Source organism: Phycicoccus jejuensis (genome assembly GCF_044797865.1).
Taxonomy (GTDB): domain Bacteria; phylum Actinomycetota; class Actinomycetes; order Actinomycetales; family Dermatophilaceae; genus Phycicoccus; species Phycicoccus jejuensis.
On record NZ_CP085209.1, the window covers coordinates 177496 to 196352 of the forward strand.

Below are 18857 nucleotides of genomic sequence, written 5' to 3' on the forward strand. Positions count from 1 at the left end.
ATGGCCTGGGTGCAGAAGAACCGCACGACGCTGGCCATCGCGGCCGCCGTCCTCGTCGCCTCGTACGTCTTCTACTACGCGAAGAACGACATCGCGCCGTCGATGTTCGGCGCCGCGTGGGGCTACGCGATCCCGCTCGTCCTCGCCGCGCTCGTCGGCGTCATCGGCGAGCGCTCCGGCGTCGTCAACATCGGCATCGAGGGGCAGATGCTCCTCGCCGCGTTCGCCGGCTTCTTCGGAGCCGCCTACAGCGGCTCGATGATCGTCGGCGTCCTCGCCGGCATCGGCACCGGCCTCATCGCCGGCGGGTTCCTCGCGTGGACGACCGTCCGCTGGCGGATGGACCAGATCATCGCCGGTGTCGTCCTCAACATCATCGCCACCGGCATCACGTCCTTCTACCTCAAGTCGGGCCAGACCCTGCCGGGCGTCATCCCCAACGTCGACGTCCCGGTGCTCGGCAGCATCCCGCTCATCGGCGAGACGTTCTTCAGCGGCCGCAGCGCCATCGCGCTCGTCGCCATCGCCGCCGCGGTGCTCGTGCACCTCTCGCTGTTCCACACCCGCTGGGGCCTGCGCACCCGCGCGGTCGGCGAGTACCCGTCGGCCGCCGACACCGCCGGCATCAACGTCGAGCGGCTGCGGATCATCAACGTGACGCTCGCCGGCTCGCTCGCCGGCCTCGCCGGGGTCTACCTGTCGATGGACGCCTCGAGCTCGTTCGAGCGCGGCATCACCGCCGGGCGCGGCTTCCTCGCCCTCGCGATCATGATCATGGGCGCGTGGCGGCCGCTGCGGGCCTTCGTCATGGCCCTGTTCTTCGGCTTCGTCAACGCGATCGCCAGCCAGCTCCAGCAGTCCGGGCTCGGCCAGGGCGAGGGCACCGGGTTCTTCCACGGGATCGTCGGCGCCATCACCGCGCCGCAGATCCTCGGCACCCTCCCCTACGTCGCGACGCTCGTCGTCCTGGCGCTGGCCGCCGGCCGGGTCCGCGGGCCGGCGGCGGCCGGGCAGCCCTACGTCAAGAAGGACCAGTGATGAGCGACCCCACGCCCACCGAGGGCACCCCGCGGCCGGTCGGGCACGACACCTCGCGCGAGCACCTGGCGGCCCACGTCACGAACGAGGCGATCCTCGCGCTGCCGCCGGAGCAGTCCGGCTTCGGCGAGGGCAACGTCGGCGAGGTGCTGCTCGACATCGACGGGCTCTCGAAGTCCTTCGGGTCGGTCCAGGCCAACCGCGACATCAGCCTGAGCGTCCGGCGCGGCGAGATCGTCGCGCTCCTCGGCGAGAACGGCGCCGGCAAGTCGACCCTCGTCAACCAGATCTTCGGCCTCATCACGCCCGACACCGGCACGGTCGCGGTCAAGGGCGACACGACGCCGATCAAGGACCCGAAGGACGCCATCGCGCGGGGCATCGGGATGGTGCACCAGCACTTCCAGCTCGTGCCGGTCATGACGGTGGCCGAGAACATGGTCCTCGGCCACGAGACCACGCGCGGCGGCGGCGTGCTCGACCTCGAGGCGGCGCGGCGGATGGTCCGCGAGCTCTCGGAGCGCCACGGCCTCGCCGTCGACCCCGACGCCGCGGTCGAGGACCTGCCGGTCGGCACCCAGCAGCGCGTCGAGATCCTCAAGGCGCTCTCGCGCAAGGTCGACCTCCTCATCCTCGACGAGCCGACCGCGGTGCTCACGCCGCAGGAGACCGACGAGCTGCTCGGCGTCATGAAGGAGCTCGCCGACTCCGGCACCTCCATCGTCTTCATCACGCACAAGCTGCGCGAGGTGCTGGCCGTCGCCGACCGCGTCTACGTCCTGCGCCAGGGCCAGGTCGTCGGCGAGGTCGCGACCAGGGACACCGACGCCCGCGGGCTCGCGACGATGATGGTCGGCCGCGAGGTCGTCCTGTCCATCGACAAGGCGGCGGCCACGCCCGGCGAGACGGTGCTCGAGGTCGAGGACCTCCGCGTCCGCGACGACCGCGGGCTCGGGGCGGTCAACGGCTTCAGCCTGACCGTGCGCGCCGGCGAGATCGTCGGCGTCGCCGGTGTCGAGGGCAACGGCCAGCGCGAGCTCGTCGAGGCCCTCGCCGGGATGCGCAAGGTCGACTCCGGCCGGATGGCCTTGGGCTCCCTCGACCTCACGAGGGCGAACCCGCACCAGACCCACCACGCCGGCATCGGCCACGTCCCGGAGGACCGCGAGAAGCACGGCATCGTCGGGTCGTACTCGATCGCCGACAACCTCGTCCTCAACGAGTTCGACCAGGCGCCGTACGCCAAGGGCGGCGTGCGCCAGTTCGACGCCGTCCGCGAGAACGCCGAGCGGCTGCGCGAGGAGTTCGACATCCGCTCCAGCGGCGTCGGGCAGAGCGCGGGGTCGCTCTCGGGCGGCAACAAGCAGAAGGTCGTCGTCGCGCGCGAGATGTCCTTCGAGCCCACGCTGCTCATGGCGGCCCAGCCCACGCGTGGCGTCGACGTCGGGTCGATCGAGTTCATCCACCGGCGGATCGTCGAGGCGCGGGACGCGGGCGCCGCGGTCCTCCTCGTCTCGGCCGAGCTCGACGAGATCCTCTCGCTCTCGGACCGGATCGCCGTCGTCCACGGCGGCGCGGTCGTCGCCGAGATGGACGCGAAGGACGCGGACCGGACGGAGATCGGCCGCCTCATGGCCGGCGACCACTGACCCGCGGCACTACGTCCGGCACCACGACGACAGACACCACGACGACCCCCGTCGGCCCCGGCCGGCGGGGGTCGCGCACCTCCGGTCGAGGTGAAACCAGACCACGAGAAGGTCCTGTTTCACCTCGACCCACCGGCTCCCACGCGGTTCGAGGTGAAACCGACCACGACAGGGTCCTGTTTCACCTCGACCCGATGTCGCGCCGTCCGTCCCAACTTCTTGCGAGTTCCGCCGCTCGACGCGCCGCTGACGGGCGTGTCGAGCGGCGGAACTCGCAATCAGTGCGGATCGGGGCGTGGCTGATCACTTCCTGAGAAGCGACCCTACGATGCCGTAACTTACGGATGCGTAGGTTACGCTGGCGTACGTGAGCACCATCACCGACCGAGCGACCCCCCGCGGGGCCATGCGGCCGCGCCTCGGGGCGCACACCGACGGACCCCTGGGCGGCCTCGCCCGCGGCGCCCGCCGGGTCGCCGAGGCCCTCGCCACCCCGCTCGTCCCCGCCGACTACCTCGACCTCCTCGACCCGATGCGGGCCGGCGCCGACCTGCGCGGGCGCATCGTCGAGGTCCGTCCCGAGACCGACGACGCCGCGACGGTCATCATCCGCCCGGGCCGCGGCTGGCGCGGGCACGTGCCCGGCCAGTACATCCGGATCGGCGTCGACATCGACGGCGTCCGCCACTGGCGCGCCTACAGCCTGACCCACCGCGCCGACGGCACCGCCGCGGCCGGCATCCCCGCCGGGTGCGTCGCCATCACGACCAAGGCGATCCCGGAGGGCAGGGTCAGCACCCACCTCGTGCGCCACGCCACCCCGGGCACCCTCGTGATGCTCGACCAGGCGACCGGTGACTTCACCCTCCCGACGCCGGCGCCGGCCAAGGTCCTCTTCCTCACCGCCGGCAGCGGCATCACGCCGGTCATGGGGATGCTGCGCAACCACCTCGGCGAGCTCGCCGACGTCGCGCACGTCCACTGCGCCCCCTCCGAGCGCGACGTGATCTTCCACCGCGAGCTCGCCGGGCACCACGCCGCCGGTCGGCTCGCCCTCAGCCTCAACCTCGACGACGTCCACGGCGTCCTCGACCTCGCCCGCCTCGACACCCTCGTCCCGGACTGGCGCGAGCGCGAGACCTGGCTGTGCGGCCCGACCGCGCTGCTCGACGCCGCCGAGAAGCACTGGGCGGACGCCGGGGTCCCCGAGCGCCTCCACGTCGAGCGCTTCCGCCCGAGCGTCGTCGAGCCCGGTGAGGGCGGCATCGTCACCTTCGCCCGCAGCAGCCGCATCGTCGAGGCCGACGGCGCCACGGCCATCCTCGACGCCGGCGAGGACGCCGGCGTCCTCATGCCGAGCGGCTGCCGGATGGGCATCTGCTTCGGCTGCGTCGTGCCGATGCGCTCCGGCGCGATCCGTGACCTGCGCACCGGCGAGGTCACCGTCCACGAGTCCGACGAGCCGCTGCCGGTCCAGACGTGCGTCAACGCCGTCGCCGGCTCCTGCGAGCTCGACCTCTGACCATCCGACCGCCCTCCCGACCCCTCCACGGAAGGACCACCCCATGACCCTCGCCCCCGAGCGCACCCCCGCCCACGGCTCGAGCAAGCCGCACGGCATCAACCCGCGCCTGCGCGTCGCGTCCGACGCCCCGCGCCCCCAGCGCCCCGCCCTCAAGAAGTCCGGCCGCCCCAACCCGGCCGCGCACCTGACCCCCGAGCAGATCGAGGGCATCGGCCACGAGCTCGACGCCCTGCGCAAGGAGGTCATGGACTCCCGCGGCGAGCGCGACGCGGCCTACATCCGCAAGGTCATCAAGGTCCAGCGCTACCTCGAGATGGGCTCGCGCGCCGCGCTGCTCTTCAGCGGCGTCAAGGTCAAGGGCTTCCGCCCGGCCTGGTGGATCGGCACGGCCGGCCTCTCGGTCGCCAAGATCCTCGAGAACATGGAGATCGGCCACAACGTCATGCACGGCCAGTGGGACTGGATGCGTGACCCGAAGATCCACTCGACGGCGTGGGAGTGGGACAACGCCTCGCCGGCCAGCCAGTGGAAGCACAGCCACAACGAGATGCACCACACCTTCACCAACGTGCTCGGCCGCGACAACGACCTCGGCTACGGCATCCTGCGGGTCGACGAGGACCAGAAGTGGAGCCTCTTCTACCTCTTCCAGCCGATCTGGCACGTGGGCAACGCGCTGCTCTTCGAGTACTCCATCGCCGCCTACGACCTCGAGCTCGGCGGCTACCTCGCGAAGAAGCACCGCCTCAGCGAGGAGGACAAGGCCGAGTTCCGCAAGAACCGCGACGAGGTGCTCGCGAAGATCCGCCGCCAGGCGACGAAGGACTACCTCGTCCACCCCGCGCTCTCGGCCGTCACGGGCTCGGCCCGCACGACGCTCACCGCGAACGTCGTGGCCAACCTCGTGCGCAACGTGTGGACCAACACGGTCATCATCTGCGGCCACTTCCCGCCCGGCATCTCCACCTTCGAGAAGACCTCGATCGACGGCGAGACCCGTGGCGAGTGGTACCTGCGCCAGATGCTCGGCTCCGGCAACATCTCGGGCACCAAGGCGATGCACGTGATGACCGGCAACCTCAGCCACCAGATCGAGCACCACCTCTTCCCGGACATGCCGAGCAACCGGTACGCCGAGATCGCCCCGCAGATCCGCGACCTCATGCAGCGCCACGACCTGCCCTACGTCACCGGCAGCCTCTGGAAGCAGGCGGCGTCGGTGTACTGGAAGGTCGTCGAGCTCTCGCTGCCGAACAAGGTCGAGGGTCGCCGCCGTCGCGACATCATCCGTCTCGAGCTGAAGAAGGCGCAGCGCCGCCGGAAGACCCGCCGCTGAGCGGGGCGTCGCAGCGAGGGTGAGGGGTCGGCCGGTCGGCCGACCCCTCACCCGTCCGCCGCGCGGGCGACCGCCCGCGCATGGCATGGTGGCCGGGCGCCGTCCCCTGCCCGGCGCGGCCTGCGGGCCCGACCGCGCCACCGGCGCGACCACCCCGAGGAAGCACCATGAGCACCAGCCCCACCCGTACCCGCCTCGTGCGCGCGCTCGCCTGCACCGCGCTGCTCACCCCGGCCGCCGTCGTCGCCGCCGAGCCCGCGAGCGCCGCCACGGCCGCCCAGATGCAGACCGAGGTCATCACGCTCGTCAACGCCCAGCGCGCCAAGGTCGGCTGCGCCCCGCTGCGCACGAGCACCGCGCTGCGCAACGCCGCGGTCCTGCACAGCACCGACATGCGCACGAAGAACTACTTCAGCCACACCTCGAAGGACGGCCGCAGCCCCTGGGACCGCATCCGGGCGCAGGACTACGCGTACGGCTCCGCCGAGAACATCGCCGCCGGCCAGCGCACGCCCAAGGCCGTCGTCACCGCGTGGATGAACAGCGCCGGCCACCGCAAGAACATCCTCAACTGCGCCAACAAGGCCGTGGGCGTGGGTGTCTCGCAGGGCGGCGGCGACTACTACATCTACTGGACGCAGGACTTCGGCACGCGCTGACCCCGGCGCCGCCGCGCCCGGTAGCGTCCGGGCGGTGGACCTGCTCGGTGGTGGCGTGGTCGCGGCCGGGCTCATGGCCCTCGCCGCGGTCGTCATCGGCTACTCCAAGACCGCGCTCGGCGGCCTGGCCGTCGTCGCCGTCGCGATCTTCGCCACCGTGCTGCCGGCCCGGCAGTCGACGGGCGCCATCCTCGCGGTGCTCGTCGTCGGCGACCTCGTCGCGGTCGCGCACTACCGCCGCGACGCCGACTGGTCGCTCATCCGCCGGCTCCTGCCGGCCGTTCTGCCCGGCCTGGTGCTCGGGTCGCTGTTCCTCGGCGTCGTCGACGACACGACGCTGCGCCGCAGCATCGGCGCCATCCTCCTCGTGCTCGTCCTGCTCCAGCTGTGGGTCAAGCGGCGCAGCGACGGCGGTGGCAGCGACGTCCACGAGCGGCGCCCGGTCGCCTGGGCCGCGGGGACGGGGGTCGGCTTCGCGACGATGACGGCCAATGCGGCGGGGGCCGTCATGACGCTCTACCTGTCGGCCTCGGGCATCGACAAGCGGCGCTTCGTCGGGACCAACGCCTGGTTCTTCCTCATCGTCAACCTCGTCAAGGTGCCGTTCTCGGTCGGGCTCGGGCTGCTGCACCCGGCCGACGTCGGCCGCGCCGCGCTCCTCGCGCCGCTCGTGCTCGTCGGCGGGCTGCTCGGCTACGCGACGGTGCGGCGCATCGGCCAGCGCACCTTCGACGTGGCCGTGCTCGTGGCCTCGGCGGTGGCGGCCGCCGCGCTGCTGCTCTGACGCGGGCGGGCCGGGGCGCCGGCCGGTCAGGTCCGGTCGGGTCCGGTCGGGTCCGGTCAGAAGTGGGTGGTGACGGTCGTGCCGACGGTGGCGAAGTCGTAGACCCACTTGGCGACCGGCACCGGCAGGTTGATGCAGCCGTGCGACGCGGCGTACCCGAAGGAGTCACGCCACGGCGCACCGTGCAGCGCGTAGCCGCGGTGGAAGAACGAGGTCCACGGGACGTCGGGAGTCTCGTAGTTCGACCCGTCGGCGTTGGCGCCCCGCATCGTCATCAGCGGGTTCTTCAGGTACACCTGGAAGGTGCCGACGACGGTCGGCGTCGCGCTCGCGCCGTTGACCATCGACACCGGCCCGTAGACGACCTTCGCGCCGACGTAGGCGGTCATCGTGTGGCGGCTCAGGTTGACGTCGATCCACTTCTCGCCGACCGCGGCCGGGTAGGCCAGGTGCTCCGCGCCGGGAGCGACGGTGCGCTGCTCCCACGTGGCGGGGACGGTCGTGTACCCGAGCTTGCCGGCGTACTTCTCGTGGGCGCCCAGCGCCGCGAGGACCTTCTCGGCGAGCGCGCCGGTGTCCTTGGCGGTCCGGCCGTCGACCGCCTCGGTGACGACCCGGCGGACCGCGCCGTCGGCGTCGACGTACCGCAGGCCGGTCGTCGGCGAGCGCTCGGCGTCGGCGGCGACCGAGTCGACCCAGGCCCGGACCTTCGCGGCGTCGACCTCGGGTGCGCCGATGCCGTCGGAGGTGGTGGGGACGGTGACCCACGACGCCTTGCGCGCTGCGGAGGGCGCGTGCTTCTCGGACCCGTCGCTGATGCTCACCGGTGTGCGCACGACGGCGTTCGCCGCGGCCGCGGCCTTCTCGGCCTCGGCCGTCGTCACGGCCGGCGTGCGCTCGACGAGGTCGACGTGGGCGGTCGCGGGCTCCATCGCGCGGGCGGCACGCTCGAGGACGTCCTGGAAGCTGGCCGGGTCGACGGTGCGGCCGGGGACCGCGGGAACGACGGTGAAGGACTTCTTGCTCGACGCGAGGCGCACCTGCGCGTCGCGCCCCTTCTCGCCGGCCTCGCCGACGAGCCCGGCGACGGCGCGCTGCACGGCCGCGTCGTCGGTCGTCACGACGGCGGCGACATCGTGGTGCGACACGAGCGAGCGCGCGTAGGAGGACCAGGTGCGGTGGTCGGCGGCGAGCACGGCGTCGACGGTGGCGTCGACGTCGACCCGGTAGCCGACGTCGGCCGGGTCGACGGACCGGGTGGTGCCGTCGGCGTCGACGGTGACGCGCAGCGCCTCGGCCCGCTGCCGGACGGCGGCGGTCAGCTCGGCGCGGGTCATCCCGGTGACGTCGACGCCCGCGACGGTGCTGCCGGGGAGCGCGCGGTCCTGGTAGTGCGCAGCGTAGGCGGTGCCGACGCCCCCCAGCGCCAGCGGGACCGCCACGGCGGCGGTCAGCAGCAGGGTCCTGCGCGTGCTCATGTGTCGTCCGTCCTCGTCCCCGGTGACGCGCGCAGAGGTCACGCGCCGTCCCTCATGATGGAGCAGCCGTCGCGATCGGGCCACACGGCAGCGGCCCCGAGGGCGTCACGAAGTGACAACGATGCACCCACGCCCCACGCGCCCCAGCCACCCCACACCCCCTCGCGCCTCCACATTTCGGGGTCACCCCGACATGTCCACGAGACCCCGGCTCGGAGCCGGGGTCTCGTGGACGAACCGGGGTCTCGGCGCCCCGGCAGCCGCGCCGTCAGACGTTCTGGGGGAAGCCGAGCTCGATGCCGCCGTGGCTCGGGTCGAGCCAGCGCGAGGTGACGACCTTGCCGCGGGTGAAGAAGTGCACGCCCTCCATGCCGTGGGCGTGGGTGTCGCCGAAGAGGCTGCTCTTCCACCCGCCGAAGGAGTAGTACGCCATCGGCACGGGGATCGGCACGTTGATGCCGATCATCCCGACCTCGACCTCGTGCTGGAAGCGCCGGGCCGCGCCGCCGTCGTTGGTGAAGATCGCCGTGCCGTTGCCGTACTGGTTGGCGTTGATCAGCTCGATGGCCTCGTCGTAGCTCTTCGCGCGCACGATCGACAGAACCGGTCCGAAGATCTCGTCGGTGTAGACCGACATCTCGGGGGTCACGTCGTCGAAGAGCGTGGGGCGCAGGAAGAACCCGTCGCCGTCGGCGTCGACGTCGCCCTCGCGCCCGTCGACGACGAGCGTCGCGCCCACCTCGACGCCGGCGTCGAGGTAGGAGGCCACCTTGTCGCGGTGCTGCTTGGTCACGAGCGGGCCCATGTCGCAGCCGCGCGTGCCGTCGCCGGTGACGAGCTTGCCCATCCGGTCCTTGATCTTCCCGACGAGCTCGTCGGCGATCGGCTCGAGCGCGACGAGGGCCGAGATGGCCATGCAGCGCTCGCCGGCCGAGCCGAAGCCCGCGTTGACGGCGGCGTCGGCGGCGAGGTCGAGGTCGGCGTCGGGCAGGACGACCATGTGGTTCTTCGCGCCGCCGAGGGCCTGGACGCGCTTGCCGTGCGCGGTCCCGGTCTCGTAGACGTACTTCGCGATCGGGGTCGAGCCGACGAACGAGACGGCGCGCACGTCCGGGTGGGTCAGCAGCGCGTCGACGGCCTCCTTGTCGCCGTGGACGACGTTGAGCACGCCGTCGGGCAGGCCGGCCTCCTTCCAGAGGGCCGCGACGGCGTTGACCGCCGACGGGTCCTTCTCGGAGGGCTTGATGACGACCGCGTTGCCGCAGGCGATGGCGACGGGCACGAACCACAGCGGCACCATCGCCGGGAAGTTGAACGGGCTGATGACGGCGACGACGCCGAGGCTCTGCCGGATGGAGTAGACGTCGACCTTCGTCGAGGCGTTCTCGGTGAAGCCGCCCTTCATGAGGTGCGGGATGCCGCAGGCGAACTCGGCGACCTCGAGGCCGCGGGTCACCTCGCCGACCGCGTCGGAGAGGACCTTGCCGTGCTCGGCGGTGATGAGCGCGGCGATGTCCTCCTTGCGCTCGTCGAGCAGCTGGCGGAACTTGAACAGGACCTGCGTGCGCTTGGCGAGCGAGGCGTCGCGCCACTCGTCGAGCCAGGCCTGCTTCGCGCGGCCGACGACGTCACCGACGACCTGCGCCGAGGCGAGGTCGAGGACGCCGGTCTGCGCCCCGGTGGCCGGGTTGTAGACGGGGCTCGTGCGCTCGGCGGTGCCCTCCCACGGGGTGCCGGCGACGAGGTGGGTGATGCGGGTGGGGGTCGAGCTCACGGGTATCGGTCCTTGTCCGTGTCAGTGGTGGATTCAGTGTGTCAGGTGCGGCCGCGGATGTGGAGTCCGCGTCCGCGTCACGGAACGGCGACGGGATCAGCAGCCGAGGCGTAGAGCGCCGGCCGCTCGGCCAGCGTGACGGCGACCGGCGCACCGGACGCGAGCGAGACCATCCCGGCGGTGCTGACGGCGGTCGCGGCGTAGCCGTCCCACGCCGAGGCGCCGACCGCGCCGGTGCCCGAACGGATGCCGTCGACCCAGGCCTGGACCTCGAGGTCGTAGGCGCGGGCGAACCGGGTCCGGTAGTCGGCCGGGACGACACCGCCCCACGCCCCCTCGCCCCCGGCCGCGCTCGTGCCGAGCAGCGCGGTCGAGTGCAGCCCCGCGGTGAGCGAGCCGCGCTCGGCCACCGCCTCGAAGCGCACCTCGTAGCCGACCTGGCTGTTGACGAACACCTCGTTGGTGACGAGCCCGCCGCCGGCCATCCGGAACAGGGCGACCTGCGGGTCGAGGACGCCCTGTGCGGCGTGCGACGTCGGGGCCGGCGCGAGGACCGTGACCTCGACGATCTCGTCGTCGAAGAGGAAGCGCGAGGAGTCGACCTCGTGGACGAGGCTGTCGCGCACGATCATCTCGGAGCGAAAGTCGGCGTTGGGGACCGACCGGTTGCGGTGGACGTTGTGCAGGACGAGCAGCCGCCCGCGGTCGCCGGCCGCCAGGAGCGAGCGCACCTGGGCGTACTCGGGGTCGAATCGCCGCATGAACCCGACGGTGACGAGGCGCCGCCCGAGCGCCGCCTCCGCCTCGACGAGCCGCAGCGAGGACGCGTCGTCCATCGTCAGCGGCTTCTCGCAGAGCACCGGCTTGCCGGCCGCGAGGCAGGCGAGGACCTGCTCCTCGTGGACGAAGCCGGGCGAGGCGACGACGACGGCGTCGACGGCGTCGTCGGCCACCAGGTCGAGCGGGTCCTCGCGGGCGCGCACCCCGAGGCGGTCGGCGAGCTCGCGGGCCCGCGCGTGGTCGGGGTCGGCGACGGCGGCCAGCGTGGCACCGGCCACGCGGGCCGCGAGACGCTCGGCGTGGTCGGTGCCCATGAGGCCGACGCCGAGCACCCCGACGCGGACGGTGGACGGGCTCATCGGGCGGTCTCCTTCGGGAGGGTCGGGGCGAGGTGGTGGCGCTGCGCGGCCTTGGCCTCGCGGTACGCGGTGGACGCGCCCTGGGTGGACGCGAGCGACGAGACCTGCGCGACGGGGACGTCCCACCACGACTCGCTCGACGGGGCGTGGACGCGCGGGTCGGTCTCGACGTGGATGACGACCGGGCCGCCGTCGCGCGGAGCCGCCTTGGCCTGTGCCAGGGCGGCGACGAGCTCGTCGCGCGAGTGCACCTCGATGACGTGGGCGCCGAGGCTGCGGGCGTTGGCGGCGAGGTCGACCGGCAGGTGACCGCCGTCGAGCCGGCCGTCGGCGCCCCGGTACTCGTACGAGGTCCCGAAGCGCTGCGAGCCCAGGCCCTCCGACAGCGACCCGATCGAGTGGAAGCCGTGGTTCTGGACGAGCACGACGACGAGCTTGACCCGCTCCTGGACGGCGACGACGAGCTCGGTCGGCATCATGAGGTAGCCGCCGTCGCCGACCATCGCGACGACGTCGCGGGTGTCGTCGGCGAGCGCGACGCCGAGGGCGCCGGGGATCTCGTAGCCCATGCAGGAGTAGCCGTACTCGACGTGGTAGCCCTTGCGGTCGCGCACCCGCCACAGCTTGTGCAGGTCGCCGGGCATCGAGCCGGCCGCGCAGAGGACGACGTCGCGCGGGTCGGTGTGCTCGTTGACGACCCCGAGCACCTGGCCCTGGGTGAGCAGGCCGGGCGCCAGGGCGTCGGTGACCTCGGCGGGCGGGTCGTAGGTCGCGTCGACCTGCGCGTCCCAGGCGCGCCAGAGCCCGGCGACCTCGTCGGCGTAGGCGTCGTCGACCCGGTGGCCGGCGACGGCCTCGGTCAGCGCCTCGAGGCCGGAGCGCGCGTCGGCGACGAGCGGGATGCCGCTGTGCTTGCCGGCGTCGAACGCGGCGACGTTGAGGCTGACGAACCGGACCCCGTTGCGCGCGAACGCGGTCCGCGAAGCGGTCGTGAAGTCGGACCAGCGGGTGCCCACGCCGATGACGAGGTCGGCCTGCGCCGCGAGCGCGTTGGCCGCGGTCGTGCCGGTGGAGCCGACGGCCCCGACGAGCTGCGGGTGCCCGTGCGGCAGAGCGCCCTTGCCCGCCTGGGTCTCGGCCACCGGCACCCCGGTGGCCTCGGCGAAGGCGGCGAGCGCGGCCTCGGCGCCGGAGTAGTGCACGCCACCGCCGGCGACGACGAGCGGCCGCTGCGCCGACCGCAGCGCGTCGGCGACGTCGGCGACCCGCGAGGGCTCGGCCGGCGGCCGCGCCACGTGCCAGACGCGCTCGGCGAACAGCTCGACCGGCCAGTCGAAGGCCTCGGCCTGCACGTCCTGCGGCAGCGAGATGGTCGCCGCGCCGGTCTCGGCGGGGTCGGTGAGGACGCGGCAGGCGCCGAGGAGCGCCGCGGGCAGCTGCTCGGGCCGGTCGACCTGGTCGTAGAAGCGCGACAGCGGCCGGAAGGCGTCGTTGACGCTGACGTCGGCGGCGTACGGCAGCTCGAGCTCCTGGAGCACCGGGGCGGCGACGCGCGTGGCGAAGGTGCCCGAGGGCAGCAGGAGCACCGGGATGCGGTTGATGGTCGCGAGCGCGGCCCCGGTCAGCATGTTCGTCGAGCCGGGGCCCACCGAGGCGGTGACCGCCCACGTCGTCAGCCGGTCGCGGTGCTTGGCGTAGCCGACGGCGGTGTGGACCATCGCCTGCTCGTTGCGACCGAGGACGTAGCGCAGGCCGGGCTCCTCGCCGGCCTCGGCGGCGCGCAGCTCGTCCTCGAGGAGGGCCTGCCCGACGCCGGCGACGTTGCCGTGGCCGAAGATGCCGAGGCACCCGGCGAAGAGGCGCCGGCGCTCGCCGTCGCGCTCGGTCCACTGCTGCGCGAGGAAGCGCACCACCGCCTGCGCGACGGTGAGGCGGACGGTCTCGGGCGCGGTCATCGGCTGCCTCCCAGGGGAAGTCGGGGGTCGAAGGGCTCGTCGGGCCAGGACTCCCGCACCCAGGCGTGGGCGGGGTCGTCGCAGATGCGCCAGGCCCGCTCGGGGCCGGGGCCGGCCATGACGTTGAGGTAGTAGAGGTCGGCGTCGGGGGCGGCGATGGCCGGGCCGTGCCAGCCGTGGGGCACGAGGACGACGTCGCCGGTGCGGACCTCGGCGACGACGTCGAGGGGCCGCTCGTCGCTCGAGCCGTAGACCCGGAGGTAGCCGACGGGGTCGGTCCCGCGCGGGTCGGTCGAGCGGGTCTCGACGTAGTAGACCTCCTCGAGCTCGGTCTCCTCGCCGGGCCGCTCGACGTCGTGCTTGTGCGGCGGCCAGCTCGACCAGTTGCCGGCGGGTGTGACGACCTCGCAGACGAGGAAGGAGTCGGCGTCGAGGACGTCGGGCAGGCCCATGTTGCGCACCTCGCGGCTGGCCCGGCCGGCGCCGCGCAGCTCGACGGGGACGTCGGCGGCGGCCAGGTGCCGGAAGGGCCTCGGGGCGTCGGCCTTCGTCGCCGGGGCGCCGCAGAGGGCGACGCGGGAGGGCCCGTCGGCCGTGCCGGTGACCCGCAGGCGAGAGCCGCGGCCGGCGTAGACCACGTCGGTGGGGCCGTCGAAGACCGAGGCGCGGCCCGCGAGGTCGACCGCGTGCGTCGTGCCGTCGGCCTCGGTCACCTCGACCCGGACGGACCCGACGAGGGGGACGACGAGCGTCTCCTCCTCGCCGGCGTCGTGCTCGACCGCAGCGCCGTCGAGCGTGGCGACGCGCAGCGTCGTGTGGCGCCAGCCCGGGACCGGCGAGGAGGACGTCGGCGTGACGGCCACCCCGAAGTCACCGTCGACGGCGCTGCCGAGCGGGCGGACGTAGGCCTCGTTGTCGCGACCGGTGCTCATGACGTTCCACCGTGGACGAGGTCGGCCGCCACGTCCACCGCGGCGGCGACGTCGCCCTCGCGCGGGTAGAGCAGCGCGCGCCCGACGACGAGCCCGCGGACCGACGGCAGCCCGAGGGCGTGCCCCCAGGACGCGTACGTCTCGGCCGGCGCGCCGGCGGGGTCGCCGCCGAGGAGCAGGGTCGGCAGGGTCGTGGCGTCCATGACCCGCTCGAGGTCGTCGACGACCGGCAGCTTGAGCCACGTGTGCGCGCTGCTGGCACCGAGACCGGAGGCGACGTGCACGGCGCGCACCATCGACTCGGCGTCGAGCAGGTTGCGGACGCGGCCGTCCTCGCGCACCGACCAGAACGGCTCGACCATCGCGAGCAGCCCGGCGTCGGCGAGGTCGGTGACCGCCTGCGCACACGCCTCGAGGGTGCGGACCGAGCCGGCGTCCTCGAGCGCGATGCGGGTGAGCATCTTGCCGCCGTCGAGCCCGAGCCGGCGCACGGCCTCGGCGGTGTAGGCGGTGAAGCGGTCGTCGAGCTCCCACGAGGCGCCCTGCAGCCCACCGCGGTTCATCGAGCCGACGACGACCTTGCCGTCGAGCGCCCCGAGCAGCAGGAGGTCCTCGAGGATGTCGGGGGTGCCGAGCACGCCGTCGACGCCGGGTCGCTCCAGCGCGGTGACGAGCCGGTCGAGCAGGTCCGTGCGGCTGGCCATCGCCATCGGGTCCGCGCCGACGCCGAGCGCACCGCGGGCGGGGTGGTCGGCGGCGACGAGGAGCAGGCGGCCGTCGACGGGCAGCAGCGGGCGCAGCCGGCGCTCGTCCCACAGGCGGGCCACCTGCTGCGGCTCGCGGGCGCGCACCTCGGTGAGGCGGGCGAGGTCGGCGGGTCCGACGCGGCGGGTCGTCACGGCGGTCACCTCCCGGCCCCGGCGAGCGCGGCCTCGACCTCGTCGCTCGTCGGCATCGCGGTCGAGCACTCGAGCCGGCCGGCGACGATGGCGCCGGCGACGTTGGCGAAGCGGACGGTCCGCTCCAGGTCCCAGCCCTCGAGCAGCCCGTGGACGAGCGCTCCCCCGAACGCGTCGCCGGCGCCCAGCCCGTTGACGACCTCGACGGGGAAGGGGGCGGCCTCGACGCGCTCGTCACGGGTGGCGGCGAGGACGCCGCGGGGCCCCTGCTTGACGACGGCGAGCTCGAGCCCGCGCTCGAGGAGGGCGTCGGCGGCGCGGTGGGGGTCGGTCTCACCGACGGCGACCTCGCACTCCTCGAGGTTGCCGACCGCGACGGTCACGTGCTCGAGCGCCCGGCCGACCTCGGTGCTCGCCTCGGCCGGGTCGGCCCAGAACATCGGCCGCCAGTCGAGGTCGAGGACGGTGTGGCGGGCCCGGCCGCGCGCCGCCCACGCGGTGTGGTGCGCGCCGCGCGAGGGCTCCTGCGAGAGCCCGGTCACCGTCGCCCAGAAGACCCGGGCGTCGCGCACGGCGTCCAGCGGCAGGTCGTCGTCGGTGAGGAGCAGGTCGGGAGCGGTCGGCCAGCGGTAGAACGAGAGCGGGAAGTGGTCCGGCGGGTGCACCTCGCAGAAGGTGACCGGCGTCGGCGGCCCGTCCCCCGCGTGGACGGCGATGGCGGCCGGGTCGACGCCGAGCCGCTCGGCCTCGCGACGCACGTAGCGGCCGAACGCGTCGTCCGCGACCTTCGTGACGAGCAGGGCCGAGTGCCCGTGCCGGGCGGCGGCCACGGCGACGTTGGTCGCGCTGCCGCCGAGGAACTTCTGGAAGGTCTCGACGTCCTCGAGGCCCACCCCGTGCTGGAGCGGGTAGACGTCGACCCCGGTGCGCCCGATCGCGACGAGGTCGGGGGCGCTCACGGGCGGTCCCCGAGCCGGTCGGCGACCCCGACGACGTGCGCGACCGAGGCCCGGACGTCGGCGGCGGGGTCGACCCCGGTGGCGTCGGGGTCGCCGGAGAGGACGGTGTCCTGCTCGAGGACGTACCAGCCGTCGTAGCCGGCCGCCTCGAGCGAGCCGATGATGGCGGCGACGTCGACGTCGCCCTCGCCGAGCGGCACGTACATCCCGGCGCCCACGGCGTCGGTGTACGAGAGCTCCCCCGCGCGCACGCGGTCGGCGAGGTCGAGGCGCACGTCCTTGAGGTGCACGTGCCCGATGCGGTCGGGGTGCTGCGCGGCGACCGCCACCGGGTCGCCACCCCCGATGAGGAGGTGCCCGGTGTCGAGGCAGAGGGCGATCCGGCTGCCGGCGAGGACGCGCTCGGTCTCGGTGCCGCTCTCGACCATCGTGCCGACGTGCGGGTGGAGCGCGGCGAGGAGGCCGCGCGCGGCGGCGGCGGCGCTGATCCGGTCGAGGTTGGCGAGGAGCGTCGCCCACTGGTCGTCGTCGAGGTCGGGGCGCTCGTCGTAGCCGTCGGCCCCGGTGGCCGCGGCGATGACGACGACGCCGGCCTGCGCGGCGACGAGGCCGGTCATCGCCTCCTCGACCGCGGGGAGGGGGTCGACCGCGGTGTCGTGGAGGACGACCGGCACGAACTGCCCGACCGCGCGCAGGCCGGCGGCCGCGAGCGTCTCGGCCTTCGCCTCGGGTGCGTCGGGGAGGAAGCCGTCGGGGCCGAACTCGGTGGCGGCGAGGCCGACCTCGCGCATCTGGGCGAGGACGAGGTCCGGGGTCAGCTGGTGACCCCAGCCGGGGACCTCGCAGACGCCCCAGGAGATGGGGGCGCCGGCGATGCGCTGGGCGACGGGTGCGGTGGTCATCGACGGTTCCTTCAGGTGGTGGGGATCTCGGACAGGGCGACGGCGCGGCCCTCGGCGAGGGCGAGCGTGGCGGCCTCGACGACGCGTGAGGCCTCGAGCGCGTCGCGGACGGTGCAGGGGCTCGGCGCCGCGCCGCGGGCGACGTCGAGGAAGGCGGCGAGCTCGGCGCGGTAGGCCGGCTCGAAGCGGTCCATGAAGGCCTCGTGCACCGGCCCGGCGGGGAAGCTCACGCCGTCCTCGACCGAGCGCAGCGCGAGGCTGTCGTCGAGGCCGACGGCCACCGAGCCCTCCGAGCCGACGACCTCGAGCCGGACGTCGTGGCCCTGGCCGGAGTAGCGGGTCGTCGTGAGCACGGCGATGGTGCCGTCGTCGAGCGTGAGCAGCGCGGCGGCGCTGGCGACGTCGCCGGCGGCGGCGAAGAACGGCTCGCCCTTCGTGCCGCCGACGGCCTGGACGGTGAGCACCTCGCGGCCGGTGACGAAGCGGACGGCGTCGGCGTCGTGCACCGCGCAGTCGCGGAAGATGCCGCCCGAGGTCGGCACGTAGTCGGGGTGCGGCGGGCGGCGGTCCGACGTCGTGGCCCGCAGGGTGTGGACGAAGCCGAGCTCGCCGGACGCGACGGCCTTGCGGGCCCGCCGGTAGCCGGTGTCGAAGCGCCGCTGGAAGCCGACGTGCACGGGGGTGTCGGCGTCCTCGACGAGGCGCACGAGCTCGAGCGTGCCGTCGAGGGTCGCGGCGAGGGGCTTCTCGACGAAGACGGGGACGCCCGCCTCGACGCCGGCCCGCACGAGCGGGGCGTGCCCGGGGGTGGAGGTCGCGACGACGAGGGCGTCGAGGCCGGAGCCGACGAGCTCGTCGATGCCGACGGCCTCGGCGACGGGGAGCGTCGCGGCCACCTGCGCCGCGCGGGCCGCATCGGCGTCCGCCACGACGAGCGCCTCCACGCCCTCGAGCCCGGCCAGCGTGCGGGCGTGGAACGCCCCGATCCGTCCGGCTCCCGCGAGTCCGACCCTCATCCGACCTCCTTTGTCAGGACATACTGACACGACGCGGCGCCGGCTGTACAGTCCCCTGCATGGCGGCGCGACAGGTGACGGTGCGGATCGACCGCACCTCCCCCGTGCCGCTGTGGCACCAGCTGGCCGAGCAGCTCGGCGGGGCGGTGCGCGACGGTGTCCTCGCGCCCGGCGACGCGGTCGAGAACGAGCTCGACCTCGCGAGCCGCCTCGGCCTCTCGCGCCCCACCGTCCGCCGGGCGATGCAGGACCTCGTCGACCGCGGCCTGCTCGTGCGCCGCCGCGGCATCGGGACGACGGTGGCGCCGACGCGCGTGCACCGCCGGGCCGAGCTGTCGAGCCTCCACGACGACCTCCTGCGCACCGGCCGCACCCCGGGCACGACCGTGCTCTCCCTGGAGATGACGCGCAACGACGAGGCCGCCGCTGCGTTCGAGCTGCCCTCCGACACACCGCTGCTCGGCATCGTCCGGCTGCGGACGGTCGACGGGCGCCCGCTCGCCGTCCTCCACAACTGGCTGCCACCGGGCCTGTCGGACCTCACCGCCGAGGAGCTCGAGGCCACCGGCCTCTACGCCGCACTGCGCACCCGCGGCGCCGTGCCCGTCGTCGCCCGGCAGTCGGTCGGCGCCCGGATGCCGACCCCCGAGGAACGGCGGCGGCTCGCGCTCAAGGGCACGAAGCCGGTCCTCACGATGGCCCGCACGGCCTTCGGGGCGCACGGCGAGCCGGTCGAGCACGCCAACCACTGCTACGACGCCGACGGCTACACGCTCGAGATGACCCTCGACGAGCGCTGACCCCCGGCGCCT

The 18857-nt window shown here is 73.9% G+C and carries 16 protein-coding genes; 7 read left to right on the top strand and 9 right to left on the bottom strand.

The features are described from left to right. The 6 genes from LG324_RS00830 (at position 1) to LG324_RS00855 (ending at position 6991) form a co-directional block, all read left to right on the top strand. Positions 1–1038, top strand: coding sequence for an ABC transporter permease (locus LG324_RS00830; RefSeq protein ID WP_207022086.1), 1038 nt, complete (start codon positions 1–3; stop codon positions 1036–1038). Next, positions 1038–2687 (top strand): ABC transporter ATP-binding protein, encoded by a 1650-nt coding sequence (locus tag LG324_RS00835; RefSeq protein WP_404350930.1) that lies wholly within the window; start codon positions 1038–1040, stop codon positions 2685–2687. The genes LG324_RS00830 and LG324_RS00835 overlap by 1 nt, the downstream gene beginning before the upstream one ends. A 367-nt stretch (positions 2688–3054) precedes the next feature. Then, on the top strand, positions 3055–4209 hold the full coding sequence (locus LG324_RS00840) for a ferredoxin reductase (protein ID WP_404350932.1): 1155 nt from the start codon (positions 3055–3057) through the stop codon (positions 4207–4209). A gap of 43 nt (positions 4210–4252) precedes the next feature. Continuing rightward, entirely contained in the window at positions 4253–5548 is a 1296-nt protein-coding gene (locus LG324_RS00845; protein WP_404350934.1) for a fatty acid desaturase family protein, read from the top strand. A 167-nt stretch (positions 5549–5715) separates the two neighbouring features. Next, a complete protein-coding gene (locus tag LG324_RS00850) occupies positions 5716–6207 on the top strand; it encodes a CAP domain-containing protein (RefSeq protein WP_084696490.1) in 492 nt (163 codons plus the stop codon). Positions 6208–6241: 34 nt separating this feature from the next. Next, positions 6242–6991 (top strand): sulfite exporter TauE/SafE family protein, encoded by a 750-nt coding sequence (locus tag LG324_RS00855; RefSeq protein ID WP_245616040.1) that lies wholly within the window; start codon positions 6242–6244, stop codon positions 6989–6991. A 56-nt stretch (positions 6992–7047) separates the two neighbouring features. On the opposite strand, the gene LG324_RS00860 is transcribed toward LG324_RS00855, so the two are convergent. The 9 genes from LG324_RS00860 to LG324_RS00900 form a co-directional block, all read right to left on the bottom strand. Next, positions 7048–8469, bottom strand: coding sequence for a L,D-transpeptidase family protein (locus LG324_RS00860; protein ID WP_404350936.1), 1422 nt, complete (start codon positions 8467–8469; stop codon positions 7048–7050). 268 nt (positions 8470–8737) lie between these two features. Further along, positions 8738–10243 carry a CoA-acylating methylmalonate-semialdehyde dehydrogenase gene (locus LG324_RS00865; RefSeq protein ID WP_404350938.1) on the bottom strand — a complete coding sequence of 502 codons (1506 nt, stop codon included), beginning with the start codon at positions 10241–10243 and terminating at the stop codon, positions 8738–8740. Positions 10244–10320: 77 nt separating this feature from the next. Beyond that, complete coding sequence (locus tag LG324_RS00870) at positions 10321–11382, bottom strand: Gfo/Idh/MocA family protein (protein WP_404350940.1); 1062 nt, start codon at positions 11380–11382, stop codon at positions 10321–10323. Then, positions 11379–13337, bottom strand: coding sequence for a 3D-(3,5/4)-trihydroxycyclohexane-1,2-dione acylhydrolase (decyclizing) (gene iolD / locus LG324_RS00875; RefSeq protein WP_404350942.1), 1959 nt, complete (start codon positions 13335–13337; stop codon positions 11379–11381). The genes LG324_RS00870 and iolD overlap by 4 nt, the downstream gene beginning before the upstream one ends. Beyond that, positions 13334–14269, bottom strand: a complete 936-nt coding sequence (gene iolB / locus LG324_RS00880; protein WP_030526175.1) for a 5-deoxy-glucuronate isomerase — start codon at positions 14267–14269, stop codon at positions 13334–13336. Before iolB ends, iolD begins: the two co-directional genes overlap by 4 nt. Next, a complete protein-coding gene (locus tag LG324_RS00885; RefSeq protein WP_404350944.1) occupies positions 14266–15168 on the bottom strand; it encodes a deoxyribose-phosphate aldolase in 903 nt (300 codons plus the stop codon). Before LG324_RS00885 ends, iolB begins: the two co-directional genes overlap by 4 nt. Positions 15169–15173: 5 nt before the next feature. Then, a complete protein-coding gene (iolC, locus tag LG324_RS00890) occupies positions 15174–16127 on the bottom strand; it encodes a 5-dehydro-2-deoxygluconokinase (protein ID WP_404350946.1) in 954 nt (317 codons plus the stop codon). Beyond that, entirely contained in the window at positions 16124–17029 is a 906-nt protein-coding gene (locus LG324_RS00895) for a TIM barrel protein (protein WP_404350948.1), read from the bottom strand. The genes iolC and LG324_RS00895 overlap by 4 nt, the downstream gene beginning before the upstream one ends. Positions 17030–17040: 11 nt before the next feature. After that, positions 17041–18045 carry a Gfo/Idh/MocA family oxidoreductase gene (locus LG324_RS00900; protein ID WP_404350950.1) on the bottom strand — a complete coding sequence of 335 codons (1005 nt, stop codon included), beginning with the start codon at positions 18043–18045 and terminating at the stop codon, positions 17041–17043. Positions 18046–18104: 59 nt separating this feature from the next. Between LG324_RS00900 and LG324_RS00905 the strand changes: the two genes are divergently transcribed. Next, on the top strand, positions 18105–18845 hold the full coding sequence (locus LG324_RS00905; protein ID WP_207022074.1) for a GntR family transcriptional regulator: 741 nt from the start codon (positions 18105–18107) through the stop codon (positions 18843–18845). Positions 18846–18857 lie beyond the last annotated feature (12 nt).

Bases quoted from the DNA above. Each gene is read 5' to 3' on its own strand.
- LG324_RS00860 (WP_404350936.1), bottom strand. From the start codon at position 8,469: ATGAGCACGCGCAGGACCCTGCTGCTGACCGCCGCCGTGGCGGTCCCG.
- LG324_RS00870 (WP_404350940.1), bottom strand. From the start codon at position 11,382: ATGAGCCCGTCCACCGTCCGCGTCGGGGTGCTCGGCGTCGGCCTCATG.
- LG324_RS00850 (WP_084696490.1), top strand. From the start codon at position 5,716: ATGAGCACCAGCCCCACCCGTACCCGCCTCGTGCGCGCGCTCGCCTGC.
- iolD (WP_404350942.1), bottom strand. From the start codon at position 13,337: ATGACCGCGCCCGAGACCGTCCGCCTCACCGTCGCGCAGGCGGTGGTG.
- LG324_RS00895 (WP_404350948.1), bottom strand. From the start codon at position 17,029: ATGACCACCGCACCCGTCGCCCAGCGCATCGCCGGCGCCCCCATCTCC.
- LG324_RS00905 (WP_207022074.1), top strand. From the start codon at position 18,105: ATGGCGGCGCGACAGGTGACGGTGCGGATCGACCGCACCTCCCCCGTG.
- LG324_RS00830 (WP_207022086.1), top strand. From the start codon at position 1: ATGGCCTGGGTGCAGAAGAACCGCACGACGCTGGCCATCGCGGCCGCC.
- LG324_RS00835 (WP_404350930.1), top strand. From the start codon at position 1,038: ATGAGCGACCCCACGCCCACCGAGGGCACCCCGCGGCCGGTCGGGCAC.
- iolB (WP_030526175.1), bottom strand. From the start codon at position 14,269: ATGAGCACCGGTCGCGACAACGAGGCCTACGTCCGCCCGCTCGGCAGC.
- LG324_RS00900 (WP_404350950.1), bottom strand. From the start codon at position 18,045: ATGAGGGTCGGACTCGCGGGAGCCGGACGGATCGGGGCGTTCCACGCC.
- LG324_RS00845 (WP_404350934.1), top strand. From the start codon at position 4,253: ATGACCCTCGCCCCCGAGCGCACCCCCGCCCACGGCTCGAGCAAGCCG.